Raw genomic sequence first — 15254 nt, forward strand, 5'->3', positions numbered from 1 at the left:
GTCAACAGCCGGGCTCAATTGTCAGTGTCATCCTGTACGATTCCCGGCCCCGTATGGGACCTACCGGTTACGCGTCGGTAGATGGGGACGATCAGGACATCTACGCGCGCGAACCGGTGTGCGTTGCATCACCGGCAGGTATGTGAGTTGCGACACTTTCACATGCGCACGATTTTTCTGAGCTGGCCGAACGCTCAGTTCCGCCCCGGAATGGGAGAGGCCGCTTCCGTCTCAACATGTTTCCGGGTCTCGCATCAACCTTGCGCACAAGGCAAGATGGGCGTCGCCGCGTCATAGCAATACATACGGGGCGGATCTTGGTGAACGCGCGCTCGACGCGCGGGCAACTGAAGAGAGCCCCATCTCCGGTCGCTGCCAAGCTGCAGAGATGAGGCCCTCCGGCATCACCAGAACGGGCAGGACCCCGGCCGCGAGGCCGGGGTTCTTCCTTCAGTGGCCCAGGGCCTCCCTGACGATCTTGTAGATCGCGAAGATCGGACCGAGCCAGCGGGCCTTGTTGTAGACACGGTCCGCCTTGGTGTTCTGGTGCCCCTCAGGCTGTGGAGCCATTGGGCCGCCCCCTTTCCGGTCCACGTTCGTGAACCCCGCGGGAACGCCCACGACGTGTCGCGGACCTCCGGGGAGCGGTGGTAGCGCAATACAGTACCGGGCACCACAGGCAACCACGGTGCTCGCAAGTCACCCCTATGGGGTACCGGGGCCAAGTCGCCCTGGCACGGCGTGACGTGATGGCGTGGCCGTCTTGCCACACTTGTGGCGATCAAGGCAACTGCCATTGCTTTTCGTCGCGTTCGAAAGGGGACGGGGTGTCAGGCTCCATGGTCGGCGTCGCGCAAATCACACTGCCCGGGGTGACGGAGTGTGCGCAGAAATCCGTACTCGGCGCCACGGTCGGTGCCTTTTCGGGCCGCTCCGGTCGCTCAACTGCCCCACGGCGCACATCCGATGGCCAACTCCGTGCACGTAACGGTCTGTAGGAGTCCGTCGGCCGGACGCGCGACGGACCGGCGAGGTCGGGAGAGCCGGCGGCGCGAGCCCGAGCGCGCACACAAATCGGATTGCCGCCCCACGTTCGCCTGACTAGCGTCCACCACCATGCCCCCGACACTGCGCACCCCCCGCCTCCTCCTGGACCCCTACACCCCGGAGGACGAAGAGCGCTTCGTCGCGCTGTTCCAGGACCCGAGGGTGTCGCGGTGGATGGGGGACGGTCCTTCGCCCGAGGCGGACGACCGGGCCCTGTTCGGGCGGATCTTCAGTAAGGTCTACGCCCAGGACCTGTTCGACGTGTGGGCGGTCCGGCACGACGGGCTTTTGATCGGGCACGCGGAGATCAAGCGGACCGACGCGGTGGACGGCCACGAGATCGTCTACGCGCTGGCTCCCGAGGCCTGGGGCGGCGGCCTCGGGACGGAACTGGCCGAGGCGCTCGTGGGGTACGGGTTCCGGACGCTCGGGCTCAGCGAGGTGCACGCCACCGTGGACGCACGGAACACGGCCTCGCTGCACCTCCTCGGCAGGATCGGATTCGCGCACGTCAGGGACATCGAAGAGGACGACGGGAGTCTCACCCACGTGCTGACCCGACCGGCGCGGTGATCTTCTCAAGAATCCGGCAAGAAATTCTTACCCGCGCGTGCAACCCTTCGCGGCCCTTGGCAGTCGTACATGGTGTCAGGACTTCTGGGGGGAGATCTGGGGGGATCGCGGGGTTCCTGACGGGAGGGGAAAAGCCGAGGGGGCCCGGTCGACGGACCGGGCCCCCTCGAAACCGTTCAAGGCGCCTCCGAACCGGTTCAAAGGCGCCTCAGAAGAAGACGCCGCACCTCAGCAGCACATTCGCGTACGGCCGTGCCTCGCCCGTGCGGACGATCAGCCGCGCACCCGCCGACAGCTCCTTGAGCCGCTCGTGCGAGACGAGGTCCAGCGACGGCAAGCAACCATCCAGGAGCGCCGAAGCCTCCGGGTTCGCCTCCCGCACCTCCGTCGCCGCCGTCGCACCCTCGACCACCAGCTCGGCCAGCAGCCCTTCCAGCACCTCGGCGAACGCCGGCACCCCGGCCCGGAAGGCCAGGTCCACCACCCGGGGGCCGTCGGGAATGGGCATGCCCGCGTCGCACACCAGCACCCCGTCCCCGTGGCCCAGTTCGGCCAGCGCACCGGCGAGGTGGCGGTTCAGTATTCCGGCCTTCTTCACAGCTCAGCGACCTCCGCCGCCGTCGGGAAGGACGCCTGTGCGCCCTCCTTCGTCACGGTCGCCGCCCCGACCCGGGCCGCGTACGACGCCGCCTCCGCGAGGGACTCGCCCGCCCCCAGCCGGAAGGCCAGCGCCGCGGTGAACGCGTCTCCCGCGCCGGTCGTGTCCACGGCGCTCACCTTCACGGACGGGACCCGGGAGACACCCTCCGACGACGCCACCAGCGCACCTTCCCCGCCGAGCGTCACCACCACCGACCGCGGCCCCTTCGCGAGCAGTATCCGGGCCCAGTCCTCCGGTCTGTCCCCCACGGCGGACGAACCCAGGATCACCTTCGCCTCGTGCTCGTTGACGATCAGCGGGTCGCAGGCCGCCAGCACCTCCGGCGGGAGGGGACGCGGCGGCGACGGGTTCAGTACGAAACGGCTCTCCGGAGCCAGGTTCCGTACGACCGCCACCACCGTCTCCAGCGGGATCTCCAGCTGCGCCGACACCACCCGGGAGCCCTGGAAGAGGCACGCGGCGGCGCTCACGTCCTCCGGGGCCAGCCGGCCGTTGGCGCCCGGCGAGACCACGATGCTGTTGTCCCCGGACGGGTCGACGGTGATCAGGGCGACACCGGTCGGCGCGCCGCCCACCAGGACACCCACCGTGTCGACACCGGCCTCCCGCTGCGACTCCAGCAGCAGCCGGCCGTGCGCGTCGTCGCCGACCCGGGCCAGCAGAGCCGTACGGGCCCCGAGCCGGGCGGCCGCGACCGCCTGGTTCGCGCCCTTGCCGCCCGGGTGGACGGCCAGATCGGAGCCGAGCACGGTCTCGCCGGCACCGGGCCGGCGCTCGACACCGATCACCAGGTCGGCGTTGGCCGACCCCACGACCAGGAGGTCGTAGTCGTACATGAGTTGTCTCCCCACGTGAGTGACATGGCCGGGCGGGCCCGTGCGCTGGGCGCCGCCCGGCCGTTCCCCGATGCCAGCGGTATCAGCGATATCGGCGATATCAGCCGCTGAAGCCGGCCACGTTCTCCTTCGTGACCACCTTCACCGGCACCTTCACCGTCTCCTCGACCTTCTTGCCCTGGAGCGCCTTGAGGGCGTTGTCCACGGCGATCTTCCCGAGCTGCGACGGCTGCTGCGCCACCGACGCGTACAGGCTGCCGCCCTCGACCGCCTTCAGTCCGTCAGGCGTGCCGTCGAAGCCGACCACGGAGACCGACTTGCCGGCCTTGGAACCCAGCGCCTTGATCGCGCCGAGCGCCATCTCGTCGTTCGCGGCGATGACGCCCTGGACGTCCGGGTGGGCCTGGAGCAGGTTCGACATCACGTCGAGGCCCTTGGTGCGGTCGAAGTCCGCGGGCTGCTGGGCGACGACCTGGATGCCCGGGTAGGCCTTGAGGCCGTTGGCGAAGCCCTGCGCGCGCTCGCGGGCCGCGGAGGTGCCCGCCTGGCCCTGGAGGATCACGATCTTGCCCTTGCCGCCGAGCTTCTCGCCGATCGACTTGGCGGCGAGTTCACCGCCGGCGACGTTGTCGGAGGCGACCAGTGTGTCCAGCTTGGCGTTGTTGACGACGCGGTCCACGGCGATGACCGGGATGTCAGCCTTGTCGGCGGCCTTCACCGAGTTGCTGGCCGCGTCCGAGTCCACCGGGTTGACGATGATCGCGCCGAGCCCGGAGCTGGTGAAGTTCTGCAGCTGGTTGGCCTGCTGCGAGGCGTCGTTCTGGGCGTCCGTGACGGTCAGGTCCACGCCCAGCTTCTTCGCCTCGGCCTGGGCGCCCGCCCGGATCTGCACGAAGAAGGGGTTGTTGAGGGTGGACAGCGACAGGCCCATCTTCGGGGTGCTCGCGGCGGAGGAGCCGTTGTGCAGGAACGACGTGGCGCCCACGATCGCGACGGTGACCACGGCCGCGAGCCCGTACGTCGCCGCCTGCTTGCCCCTGCCTCCCTGAGAGGTACCGGCGGTCCCCGGAGTGGCCCCCGCCTTGCGCCGCAGCGTGTCGAACAGCACCGCCAGCGCGATGACGACACCGATGACGACCTGCTGCCAGAACGCCGACACGTTCAGCAGGTTCAGCCCGTTGCGCAGCACGGCCAGGATCAGCGCGCCGATCAGCGTGCCGGACGCCTTGCCCGTACCGCCGGCCAGGGACGCGCCGCCGATGACGACCGCCGCGATCGCGTCCAGCTCGTAGCCGTCGGCGGCCTGCGGCTGCGCGGAGGACAGCCGGGCGGCCAGGACGACACCGGCGACGGCGGCGAAGACGCCGGAGAAGGCGTAGATGGCGAGCTTCTGCTTCTTCACGCGCAGGCCGGACAGCCGCGCGGCTTCCTCGTTGCCGCCGATGGCGTACATCGAGCGGCCGATGTAGGTACGGCCGAGCACGAATGCCGCGATCAGACCCATCACGATCATGACCAGGACCGGCACGGGCAGCCAGCCGCCGAGCGTGTCCCCGAGGTGGGAGACCGAGTCGGGCAGGGCGATCGGGGAGCCCTCGGAGATGACGAGGGACAGACCGCGGGCCACCGACAGCATGGCCAGCGTCGCGATGAACGGCGGCAGCTTGCCGTAGGAGATCAGGATGCCGTTGACCAGACCGCACACGACACCGGTCGCTATGGCCAGCAGGACGGCGGCGAACACCGGGACGCCCGCCGAGGTGGCGCTCCACGCGAGGACCGTGGCCGACAGCGCGGCGACCGAGCCGACCGACAGGTCGATGCCCGCCGAGACGATCACGAAGGTCACGCCGAAGGCGAGGATGGCGGTCACGGCCGCCTGGACGCCGACGTTGAGGAGATTGTCCGTCGTCAGGAAGTCGCCGGACAGCGCCGACATCGCGACGACCAGGACGATGAGCGCGGTGAGCGCGCCGTTGTCGAGCAGCAGGCGGCGCAGGCCCCCCGAGGCGGCTCCCGCGCCCGTCGTGCTCTTGAGCGTGTCAGTGGCCACGGGAGGCCTCCTTGTCAGTGCTGGGGTTGCTTACTGCGAGCGCCATCACGGCGTCCTGAGTGGCCTCGTCGGCGGAGAGCTCACCCGCGATCCGGCCCTGGGCCATCACCAGCACCCGGTCGCTCATGCCGAGCACCTCGGGCAGATCGCTGGAGATCATGAGTACGGCGGCACCGGCCGCCGTCAGTTCGTTGATCAGCTGGTAGATCTCTACCTTGGCGCCGACATCGATACCGCGCGTCGGCTCGTCGAGGATCAGCACCCTGGTCTCGGCGAGCAGCCACTTGCCGATGACGACCTTCTGCTGGTTGCCGCCGGACAGCGTGCGCACGTGCTGGCCGAGGCCCGCCATCCGCACGCCGAGCTGCTCGGCGATCCGCGCGGCGGCCTCCCGCTGGCCCTTCAGATCGACGAGCCCCGCGCGCGTGGCCGACCGCAGCGTCACCAGGCCGAGGTTCTCCTCGACCGACGCGTCCAGCACCAGGCCCTGGCCCTTGCGGTCCTCGGGGATGAGCCCGATGCCGGCGGTCATGGCAGCGTTGACGTCGTGACCCTTCAGGGCGGCCCCGGAGACCTTCACGGCTCCCTTGTCGTACGGATCGGCCCCGAAGAGCGCCCGCACGACCTCGGTACGACCGGCGCCCACGAGCCCGGCGATGCCGACGACCTCACCGGCGCGCACCTCGAAGCTGACGTCGTGGAAGACCCCGTCGCGGGTGAGCCCCTCGACGGAGAGCAACGCGGCTCCCGCCTCGGCCCGCTCACGCGGGTACTGCTGCTCGATCGACCGCCCCACCATGAGCCGCACCAGCTCGTCCTCGGGCGTGGCGGCGGGCACCTGGCCGACGCTCTTGCCGTCCCGGATGACCGTGACCCGGTCGCCCAGGGCGGCGATCTCCTCCAGGTGGTGCGTGATGAAGACGATCCCGACGCCGTCCTCGCGCAGCTTGCGCACGATCGCGAAGAGCTTCTCGACCTCCTCGGAGGTGAGCACGGCGGTCGGCTCGTCCATGATCAGCACGCGCGCGTCCAGGCTGAGCGCCTTGGCGATCTCGACCATCTGCAGGCGTGCGATACCGAGTTCGCGCACCCGCGCGCGTGGCGAGACGCTGACCCCGACGCGCTTCAGCAGCACCTCGGCGTCCGCCTCCATCCGCTTGCGGTCGATCATCCCGAACCGGCGCGGCTGGCGCCCCAGGAAGATGTTCTCGGCGACCGTCAGATCGGGAACGAGGTTGAACTCCTGGTAGATGGTGGCGATCCCGAGCCGCTCGGAGTCCTGCGCACCCTGGATGCGCGTCTCCTCACCGCCGACCATGATCCGCCCGCCATCGGGGGTGTAGGCGCCGGAGAGCATCTTGATGAGGGTGCTCTTGCCCGCGCCGTTCTCACCGAGCAGCACATGCACCTCGCCCCGGCGCAGGTCGAAGTCCACGCCGTCCAGCGCGACCACACCCGGGAAGGTCTTCCGTATGCCCTCGATGCGCAGCAACTCGTCCGCGTTGCTCACGTCTGGCTCCTGTTCGTTACGGGGGACGGCTCCAAAGAATCCGGTTGCTCGCCGCACGAGCGGCGGACGACGAGCCGGGCGGGGAGGGTGACGGACTCCCCGGGCCGGCCCTCGATCCGGGCGACCAGCGCGCGCACCGCGGCACGCCCCAGCTCACCGGTCGGCTGGGCGATCGCGGTGATGGGCGGATCGGTATGCACGAACCAGGGGATGTCGTCGAAGGCGGCCAGCGCGATGTCCTCCGGCACGCGCACGCCACGCGCGCGTACGGCGTCCAGCGCGCCGAGCGCCATCAGGTTGTCGGCCGCGAACACGACCTCGGGCGGCTCGGCCAGATCGAGGAACCCCTCGGTGACCCGGCGCCCGCTCTCGGCCTGGAAGTCGCCCTGCCCTATGTAGGCGTCGGGGAGTTCGAGGCCGTACGCGGCGAGCGCCTCCCGGAAGGCCTCCACACGCTCCCGGCCGGTCGTGGTCGCCGCCGGTCCCGCGATGATCGCGAGCCGCCGGTGCCCGAGCCCGTGCAGATGCGCCACGAGATCCCGCACGGCGGTCCGGCCGTCCGCCCGCACCACCGGCACGTCCACGCCCGGGATCCACCGGTCCACGAAGACCATGGGTGTCCCGGCCCGGGCGGCGTCGAGCATCAGCGGCGAGCCGCCGTCGGTGGGGGAGACGAGGAGTCCGTCGATGCGCCGGTCCAGCAGGTTCCGTACGTGGTGGTCCTGGAGGTCGGGCCGCTCGTCGGCGTTGCCGATGATGACGCTGTAGCCGAGCGCGCGGGCCTCCTCCTCGACGGAGCGGGCCAGTTCGGTGAAGTAGGGGTTCATCACGTCGCTGATGACCAGCCCGAGGGTGTGGGTCTGGTCGGTGCGCAGGGAGCGGGCGACGGCGTTCGGGCGGTAGCCCAGGGCCCCGACGGCGGCCAGCACGCGTGCGCGTGCGTCGGCGCTGACCGACGGATGGTCGTTCAGGACGCGCGAGACCGTGGCGACGGAGACGCCTGCCTCGGCAGCGACGTCCTTGATGCTGGCCACCGCCGCTCCACCTCCTTGTGGATCAGTCGTGGGAGCGCCCCGTGCGAACACTCGGGGAACTCGTGGAATCGATTACATCGACGGGTGGATGGAATCGATTACACGCCGGTAAATCAAGACCCCGACGGCACCTCGAAACCGGATCGTGATGTCGCGGGAGGCTCCCCGGCGGTTCAGGGTGGAAGGAGGAGGTCCGTTTCCACGGCGAGCGGAGGAGTCATGACGGCGGCGACCCGGAACGACGTACCCGTCGCCCTCGAAGGCGACGGCGTGGAGGTACGCAACATGCCGATCGGGGGTGACATGTCGGTGAGCTACATCCGCCTGCCGCAGGGCACCGACATGGGCCCGGCCCTCAAGGGCCTGCCCGACGACGCGTGCCAGTGCCCCCACTGGGGCTACCTGATGAAGGGGCGGATCAGGATGAGCACGGCATCCGGCGAGGAGGAGTACGAGGCGGGGCAGGCGTACTACTGGGCTCCGGGCCATGTGCCGCTCGCCCTGGAGGACAGCGATCTGGTGGAGTTCTCCCCGACCGACGAATTCAAGCAGGTCATCGAGCACGTGGTGGCGCAGTCCGGGTGAGACGGGCAGGGGGTTCCCCAGGGGCCGATGAGTTTCGCCGGCCGGAGGGGTCCACCCCTCATCGACCACAGGAGGAGCCCCGTGCCTCAGCTACTGCGCGTGCAGAACTTCAACGTCTCGAGCGACGGATTCGGCGCCGGTGAGAACCAGAGCCTGGAGCGTCCGTTCGGCCACGCCGACCCCGGGACGATGTTCGCCTGGGCCGGGGCCACGGCGAGCTGGCCCAACCGCACGGAACCCGGCGGCAGCCGTGGCCTCGACGACTACCTCACGCGCGACTTCGCCAACAATATCGGCGCCGAGATCATGGGCCGCAACAAGTTCAGTCCTCACCGCGGCCCCTGGCAGGACCACGACTGGAAGGGCTGGTGGGGCGAGGAACCCCCCTTCCACACGCCGGTGTTCGTGATGACCCACCACGAGCGCCCCTCCTTCACCCTCTCCGACACCACGTTCCACTTCGTCGGCGGCGACCCGGCCGAGGTCCTCGCCCAGGCGCGGGAAGCGGCGCAGGGCAAGGACGTCCGCCTCGGGGGAGGGGCCGCCACCATCCGGGAGTTCCTCGACGCGGACCTGGTCGACACACTGCACGTGGCGGTCTCGCCGGGCGTGAAGCTCGGGTCGGGCTCACGGCTCTGGGAGTCACCCGACGAGCTCCTCGACCGCTTCCACCGCGACGTCGTACCGAGCCCGAGCGGGGTGACGCACCACCTCTTCTGGAGACGGTGAGGCAAGTGGAGCGTTCGGGACAACGGGGAGTCTGGCTACCTGAGCTTTCACGGCCGGGTGCGGCCCGATCGCTCCACTCAACCATTCTCCCCGCGCGCCGCTAGTCGCCCTCCCCGGCCGCGGCCTCCCGCACCCCGGCCAGAAAGCCCCTGATCGCGGCCAGTTCCCGCTCGTCGTACCCGCTCAACAGGCCCACCGCCCGGTCGATCAAGGGCCCGAAGTGCTGCCGGCCGAGGGCGATCGCGCCCTCGGTCACCTCGATACCGACCTTGCGACGGTCCCGCTCGCCGCGCACCCGCCGCACATGCCCGGCCCGCTCCAGCCGGTCGACCAGTGCCGTGGTCCCGGCCGAGTTCAGCCCGAGCGCGGCACCGAGTCGCCCCGCCGTGGTCTCCTCACCCGCGCGGTGGGCGTCCATCAGGACGATCAGCGCCCGCACATCGGTGGGATGCATGCCGTTGCGCTGGGCGAACCGGGCGCTGTGCCGCCCCAAGTCGACGGTCACAGCGCGCAGGAGATGGACGATCTCCATCTCCTCGTACCTCTGGTCGGGCACCCGTGGCCTCCGACTATCATCTCGGTCAACAAGTATCTCACTGAGCGAGATAATAAGGGAGCTCTGGCTCATGAGCGCTCGCGATACGTACGACATGGACGGCTTCCTCGCCGCCTACGACAGGGTCATGGCCAAGTGGCCGGCATCGCGTGAGGCCGCGACCGTGCCCACGCCCTTCGGTGAGACGCACGTGAACATCTGTGGCCCGGCCGACGCCCCTCCCCTCCTCCTGCTCCCGGGAGGCGGAAGCGCGACCTCCGCCTCCTGGTACCGGCAGGCCGCCGAACTCTCCCGCGTCCACCGGCTGTACGCCGTCGACCTGATCGGCGCCCCGGGCCGCAGCACACCGGCCCCCGGCCGCCACCCCCGTACGACCGCCGACCTGGTGTCCTGGCTGGACGCGCTCCTCAAGGGCCTCGGCCTCGCGGAGACCGACCTGGGCGGGCACTCGTACGGCGCCTGGATCGCGTTGCGGTACGCCCTGCGCGCGCCCCACCGGGTACGCCGGCTGGTCCTCCTGGACCCGACCTACTGCTTCGCCAAGATGAAGTGGGCCTACGGAGCGCACGCGGTGCGGATGCTGCTGCGGCCCACGCCCCGCCGGGTCCGGACGTTCCTGGAATGGGAGACCGGGGGCGCCGCGCTCGACCCCGACTGGCTCGCTCTCCAGGAGGCGGCCGCGGGCTTCCCCGGCGTGCGCCCGGTGGTGGGGCCACGCCCGAACCCGGGCGCGCTGCGAGCCTTGGACCTGCCGGTCCTCGTGCTCCTCGCCGAGAACACCCGGACCCACAACCCGTCCAAGGTGGCCGCACGCGCCGGGAAACTGCTGCCACGCGCCACGACGGCCACACTGCCGAACGTCTCCCACCACGCCCTGCCGCACGCCGCCCCGGCCGAAGCGAGTCGCCGCATCACCGACTTCCTGACCGGGCCGGCCGGCTGAGCCCGGCCCACGCCGACTACGCACAGCTGACCAGCACAACGGCTCCCACGGTCTCGACCCAGAAGTAGAACCAGGACGGGTAGAACGCCGACGGTCGCTCCACCACCCGCGCCGCCAACCGCCCGAACGCCATCCCCGCCAGCGACACCGCCACCGTGATCACCACGCCGGACCGTAGATCGCCGGAGGCGCCGAGGGCTGTCCAGGCGAGGAGGGCACCGACAGCTACACCAAAACCGCCGTAGACAGCCCGGACTTCAGCACGCGCCTCGGGAACGGACAGCTCGATCCCGAAGGGCCGAATGAGCGTCCTCGGAGCGACAAGCCCGAAGAGGCCCATTCCCAGGAAGAACAGCGCGACGGCGCCGACGAGGACGGAGGACATGACCGCGAGGGTGTCGCAGGAGCGCGCCGGTCCTCAATTACCTCCAAGGTCATGGTCTTTCGCGCGGACAGAGGCGTGCCCCTCTGCTTTCCGCGACCCGCCTGACGTCCCGCAGGCACTCGGTGAGCCTCAGAGCCAGGTAGCGCACTTCCGCGCTCGTCACCCGGCGTTCCGCGAGGAGTGCGTCGGCGTGCCCGAGCAGGTCGTCCGCCATGCCGAGCTGTACGTCCTCGATGTCGTCGGCGAGACGGGAGACGTAGCCCGTGCCGTCGCCCACGAGGTAGCACGGCTTTCCGTCGATACCGGTCCATGGCAACAGGCGTTCGTGTGCTCCACCGGTCATGCGCCCGACTCCGTCATCAGGCACGCACACCGGCAGGGGATCGGTGCCGACGATCGCCGTCGCCGCCCGCGAGGCGGGAACAGGATGCGGAGGATCGGCTCGAGGAGCCGGGCGATTCGGTCTGTCATGTCTGTCGGCCTACCTTCTCACCTGCGGTGACTGCGTTCTGTGCTGAATCACTCACAGAGTGGGGTCGGCTCTGGCTACGCTGCCAGGGGTCGGAGCTTGACATCGCGCTTGTCAAGAAGAGGAGTTGGCCGATGGACGATCGCCGCGCACTTCGAACGCCGCGTCAGAAGTACGGAGAGGAGCTGCGGCTGAGGCGGACAGCGGTCGGCCTCACCCAGGAGGAACTGGGCGACCAGGTCGTGTGCTCACCCACGCTGATCAGCCACTTCGAGGCGGGGAGGCGCCTGCCGAAGCCGGATGACGCGCTGCGGATCGACCGGGCGCTGGGGACGGACGGGTTCTTCGCGCGGTGGCTGGAGGATCTGGAGAGCAAGTACGACCCTCGCTTCGCTGCCGCCGCCGAACTGGAGCGACAGGCGAGGCTGATCCAGCATTTCGCACTCACACTGGTTCCCGGCCTGCTTCAGACGCCTGATTACGCGCGGGCCGTCTTCGCCGCCTACCGTCCCAACTCCACAGACGAGGAACTTGACAGGCAAGTTGTCATTCGAACAGAGCGTGTCCGGATTCTCGACGGGCCGTCGCCTCCGGTCGTCTGGACGCTTCTCGACGAGTCCGTGCTGCGACGCCGCGTCGGTGGCCCACGGGTAATGGCGGAGCAGCTGCACAGGCTCGCGGACCTGGCCGAGGCGCGACGAATTCGGCTGCACGTTGTTCCGTACGGCGTGGGTGCGCATCCGCTCATGGAGAGCCTGCTCATCCTGATGAGCTTCGAGGACTCCGCCCCTGTGGCATACGTCGACGCGTTCGAGACCGGGCGCCTGATGGACGATCCGGCGCTGGTGAGTGCTTGCCAGACCGCCTACGCTCTGGCCCTGAGCGACGCGTTGTCGCAGCAGGATTCACTGGCCCTCGTCAGGTCGGCAGCGGAGGAACACGCACATGACCAGCAGTGAGCGCACCGGGTGGTTCAAGTCCAGCTACAGCGGCGGTAGTCAAGCCGACTGCCTCGAAGTCGCCTGCGGCCACCCCGACATCCCCGTCCGAGACAGCAAGAACACCCCCGGCCCCACCCTGACCTTCTCGGCAACCGGCTGGACCGCCTTCGTCACCGCCCTCAAGGACGGTCACCTCACCGCCGCAAGCTGTAACTGACCAGCGACGCGCCCACCACCGACCCGAACGCTGGCAGCAGAAACTGTGCGAAGGCCTCCCAGCCCCACACGATCCCCGCGCACGCCGCCGTGACGTTGATGGCCAGGGACATGATCCACAGGGCGACGCTCTGGGCCTGGGGTGACATCGTTCCTCGTCGTCATTCGGTCCGGGGCGTCAAGGGCGTTCGGGCCTGGGGGACGCGTCGGCATCACGGTCACTCCGGAATCGAAATCCGCCCCTTGATGAACTCCTGGATCGTCCCACGCGTAAGGAGCCCAAAAGGGACGACACTGATGCTTGAACTGTAAAGCTTCAAGCTTCCGTGTGAATCCAGCGTGAAAGGTGAGAGCCCGGCCGCATACTGACCGGTCGCTTTATTCAGGGGCGTTGTCCTACCCAGGCGGTACGGTCCCACCATGACCGATCAGGGCGAGCGGCGACTGGCCACGCTGGAAGGCGTACTCGAGCGCATCACTTACGCCAACGAGGAGAACGGCTACACGGTCGCCCGGGTCGACACCGGCAGAGGCGGCGGTGATCTGCTCACGGTCGTGGGCGCGCTGCTCGGCGCGCAGGTCGGCGAGTCCCTGCGGATGGAGGGGCGTTGGGGGTCGCACCAGCAGTACGGCAAGCAGTTCCATGTGGAGAACTACACGACCGTTCTGCCGGCCACCGTCCAGGGCATTCGCCGCTACCTCGGCTCGGGGCTGGTCAAGGGCATCGGGCCGGTCTTCGCCGACCGGATCACGCAGCACTTCGGGCTGGACACGCTCCAGATCATCGAGGAGGAGCCCAAGCGGCTGATCGAGGTCCCGGGTCTCGGCCCCAAGCGGACCAAGAAGATCGCCGACGCCTGGGAGGAACAGAAGGCCATCAAGGAGGTCATGCTCTTCCTCCAGACCGTCGAGGTGTCCACGTCCATCGCGGTGCGCATCTACAAGAAGTACGGCGACGCCTCCATCTCCGTGGTGAAGAACCAGCCCTACCGGCTCGCGGCCGACGTCTGGGGCATCGGCTTCCTCACCGCAGACAAGATCGCCCAGTCCGTCGGCATTCCGCACGACAGCCCGGAGCGAGTCAAGGCGGGTCTGCAGTACGCGCTGTCGCAGTCCACCGACCAGGGGCACTGCTTCCTCCCGGAGGAGCAGCTGATCAAGGACGCGGTCAAGCTCCTTCAGGTCGACACGGGCCTGGTCATCGAGTGCCTGGCCGAGCTGGCCGAGCCGGGGGAGGACGGCGAAGAACCCGGCGTCGTACGGGAGAAGGTCCCGGGGCCGGACGGCGGGGAGCCGGTCACCGCGATCTACCTCGTGCCCTTCCACCGCGCCGAACTCTCCCTCTCCGTCCAGCTGCTGCGCCTCCTGCGCACCGAGGAGGACCGGATGCCGGGCTTCCGTACGGTGGCCTGGGACAAGGCCCTCGCCTGGCTCAAGGGCCGAACCGGCACCGAGCTCGCGCCCGAGCAGGAGGCCGCCGTCAAGCTGGCGCTGACCGAGAAGGTCGCCGTCCTCACCGGCGGCCCCGGCTGCGGGAAGTCGTTCACGGTCCGCTCGATCGTGGAGCTGGCCCGCGCCAGGAAGGCCAAGGTCGTGCTCGCCGCGCCGACCGGCCGGGCCGCCAAGCGCCTGTCCGAGCTCACCGGCGCCGAGGCTTCCACAGTCCACCGTCTGCTGGAGCTGAAGCCCGGCGGCGACGCGGCCTATGACCGGGACCGTCCGCTCGACGCCGACCTGGTGGTGGTCGACGAGGCGTCCATGCTGGACCTGCTGCTCGCCAACAAGCTGGTGAAGGCCGTGCCCCCGGGGGCGCATCTGCTGTTCGTCGGGGACGTGGACCAGTTGCCGAGCGTGGGTGCGGGGGAGGTGCTGCGGGATCTGCTCGCCGACGGGGGACCGATCCCGGCGGTCCGTCTGACCCGGGTCTTCCGGCAGGCGCAGCAGTCGGGCGTGGTGACGAACGCCCACCGGATCAACGCCGGCCAACACCCGGTCACCGACGGCATGAAGGACTTCTTCCTCTTCGTCGAGGACGAGACCGAGGAGGCCGGGCGGCTCACCGTGGATGTGGCGGCCCGTCGTATCCCGGCCAAGTTCGGGCTCGATCCGCGCCGCGATGTGCAGGTCCTCGCGCCCATGCACCGGGGCCCGGCCGGCGCGGGCACCCTGAACGGCCTGCTCCAGCAGGCCATCACCCCCGGCCGCCCCGACACAGCCGAGAAGCGGTTCGGCGGCCGGGTCTTCCGCGTCGGGGACAAGGTCACCCAGATTCGCAACAATTACGAGAAGGGCGAGAACGGCGTCTTCAACGGCACCGTCGGCGTGGTCACCTCGCTCGACCCGGTCGACCAGCGACTGACCGTGCTGACGGACGAGGACGAGGAGGTTCCGTACGACTTCGACGAGCTCGACGAGCTGGCGCACGCGTACGCGGTGACGATCCACCGCTCCCAGGGCAGCGAGTACCCGGCGGTCGTCATCCCGGTCACCACGGGCGCCTGGATGATGCTCCAGCGGAACCTGCTCTACACGGCGGTCACCCGGGCCAAACAGCTGGTCGTACTCGTCGGTTCGCGCAAGGCGATCGGCCAGGCGGTGCGCACGGTGTCGGCGGGCCGGCGGTGCACGGCACTCGATTTCCGGCTCGGAACGAGCGGATCTAGAAAAAATGATCGATCAAATGAGTCGTGAAGGTCACAGAGGCTTCCGGATGGGG

16 protein-coding genes are annotated in these 15254 nt (G+C 69.4%); 7 read left to right on the plus strand and 9 right to left on the minus strand.

Translation table 11 applies throughout. The features are described 5' to 3' along the window. The first annotated feature begins 1116 nt into the window (after nucleotides 1-1116). Entirely contained in the window at nucleotides 1117-1620 is a 504-nt protein-coding gene (locus ACWIF2_RS13775; RefSeq protein WP_454360437.1) for a GNAT family N-acetyltransferase, read from the plus strand. A 208-nt stretch (nucleotides 1621-1828) separates the two neighbouring features. Here ACWIF2_RS13775 and rbsD read toward each other — a convergent pair whose 3' ends face one another. The 5 genes from rbsD to ACWIF2_RS13800 form a co-directional block, all read right to left on the minus strand. Further along, nucleotides 1829-2218: a D-ribose pyranase gene (gene rbsD / locus ACWIF2_RS13780; RefSeq protein ID WP_454360438.1), complete on the minus strand. Its 390-nt coding sequence runs from the start codon at nucleotides 2216-2218 to the stop codon at nucleotides 1829-1831. After that, a complete protein-coding gene (locus ACWIF2_RS13785; protein ID WP_454360439.1) occupies nucleotides 2215-3117 on the minus strand; it encodes a ribokinase in 903 nt (300 codons plus the stop codon). The genes rbsD and ACWIF2_RS13785 overlap by 4 nt, the downstream gene beginning before the upstream one ends. A 100-nt stretch (nucleotides 3118-3217) precedes the next feature. Next, nucleotides 3218-5170: an ABC transporter permease/substrate-binding protein gene (locus ACWIF2_RS13790; protein WP_454360440.1), complete on the minus strand. Its 1953-nt coding sequence runs from the start codon at nucleotides 5168-5170 to the stop codon at nucleotides 3218-3220. Next, nucleotides 5160-6680 (minus strand): sugar ABC transporter ATP-binding protein, encoded by a 1521-nt coding sequence (locus ACWIF2_RS13795; RefSeq protein WP_454360441.1) that lies wholly within the window; start codon nucleotides 6678-6680, stop codon nucleotides 5160-5162. The genes ACWIF2_RS13790 and ACWIF2_RS13795 overlap by 11 nt, the downstream gene beginning before the upstream one ends. Next, the gene (locus ACWIF2_RS13800; RefSeq protein WP_454360442.1) at nucleotides 6677-7714 is read right to left on the minus strand and encodes a LacI family DNA-binding transcriptional regulator; all 1038 of its coding nucleotides are present in this window, start codon (nucleotides 7712-7714) and stop codon (nucleotides 6677-6679) included. Before ACWIF2_RS13800 ends, ACWIF2_RS13795 begins: the two co-directional genes overlap by 4 nt. Nucleotides 7715-7933: 219 nt before the next feature. Here ACWIF2_RS13800 and ACWIF2_RS13805 point away from each other — a divergent pair, with 219 nt between their 5' ends. Continuing rightward, nucleotides 7934-8299: a hypothetical protein gene (locus ACWIF2_RS13805; protein WP_454360443.1), complete on the plus strand. Its 366-nt coding sequence runs from the start codon at nucleotides 7934-7936 to the stop codon at nucleotides 8297-8299. 81 nt (nucleotides 8300-8380) lie between these two features. Next, nucleotides 8381-9028, plus strand: coding sequence for a dihydrofolate reductase family protein (locus ACWIF2_RS13810; RefSeq protein ID WP_454360444.1), 648 nt, complete (start codon nucleotides 8381-8383; stop codon nucleotides 9026-9028). Nucleotides 9029-9128: 100 nt separating this feature from the next. On the opposite strand, the gene ACWIF2_RS13815 is transcribed toward ACWIF2_RS13810, so the two are convergent. Next, the gene (locus ACWIF2_RS13815) at nucleotides 9129-9560 is read right to left on the minus strand and encodes a MarR family winged helix-turn-helix transcriptional regulator (protein WP_454360463.1); all 432 of its coding nucleotides are present in this window, start codon (nucleotides 9558-9560) and stop codon (nucleotides 9129-9131) included. A gap of 94 nt (nucleotides 9561-9654) precedes the next feature. Here ACWIF2_RS13815 and ACWIF2_RS13820 point away from each other — a divergent pair, with 94 nt between their 5' ends. Next, a complete protein-coding gene (locus ACWIF2_RS13820; RefSeq protein WP_454360445.1) occupies nucleotides 9655-10527 on the plus strand; it encodes an alpha/beta fold hydrolase in 873 nt (290 codons plus the stop codon). A gap of 16 nt (nucleotides 10528-10543) precedes the next feature. On the opposite strand, the gene ACWIF2_RS13825 is transcribed toward ACWIF2_RS13820, so the two are convergent. Further along, nucleotides 10544-10912, minus strand: coding sequence for a DUF4345 domain-containing protein (locus ACWIF2_RS13825; RefSeq protein ID WP_454360446.1), 369 nt, complete (start codon nucleotides 10910-10912; stop codon nucleotides 10544-10546). Between the two features lie 49 nt (nucleotides 10913-10961). Further along, on the minus strand, nucleotides 10962-11255 hold the full coding sequence (locus ACWIF2_RS13830) for a hypothetical protein (protein WP_454360447.1): 294 nt from the start codon (nucleotides 11253-11255) through the stop codon (nucleotides 10962-10964). A 260-nt stretch (nucleotides 11256-11515) separates the two neighbouring features. Here ACWIF2_RS13830 and ACWIF2_RS13835 point away from each other — a divergent pair, with 260 nt between their 5' ends. After that, on the plus strand, nucleotides 11516-12340 hold the full coding sequence (locus ACWIF2_RS13835) for a helix-turn-helix domain-containing protein (RefSeq protein ID WP_454360448.1): 825 nt from the start codon (nucleotides 11516-11518) through the stop codon (nucleotides 12338-12340). Beyond that, nucleotides 12327-12539: a DUF397 domain-containing protein gene (locus ACWIF2_RS13840; RefSeq protein ID WP_454360449.1), complete on the plus strand. Its 213-nt coding sequence runs from the start codon at nucleotides 12327-12329 to the stop codon at nucleotides 12537-12539. Before ACWIF2_RS13835 ends, ACWIF2_RS13840 begins: the two co-directional genes overlap by 14 nt. Here the strand turns inward: ACWIF2_RS13840 and ACWIF2_RS13845 are convergent. After that, nucleotides 12517-12687: a hypothetical protein gene (locus ACWIF2_RS13845; protein ID WP_454360450.1), complete on the minus strand. Its 171-nt coding sequence runs from the start codon at nucleotides 12685-12687 to the stop codon at nucleotides 12517-12519. The two genes, ACWIF2_RS13840 and ACWIF2_RS13845, sit on opposite strands and share 23 nt — an antisense overlap. A gap of 271 nt (nucleotides 12688-12958) precedes the next feature. Between ACWIF2_RS13845 and recD2 the strand changes: the two genes are divergently transcribed. Next, entirely contained in the window at nucleotides 12959-15229 is a 2271-nt protein-coding gene (gene recD2 / locus ACWIF2_RS13850; RefSeq protein WP_454360451.1) for an SF1B family DNA helicase RecD2, read from the plus strand. Nucleotides 15230-15254: the final 25 nt, after the last annotated feature.

The sequence above is a fragment of the Streptomyces sp. NPDC055506 genome (assembly GCF_053643595.1).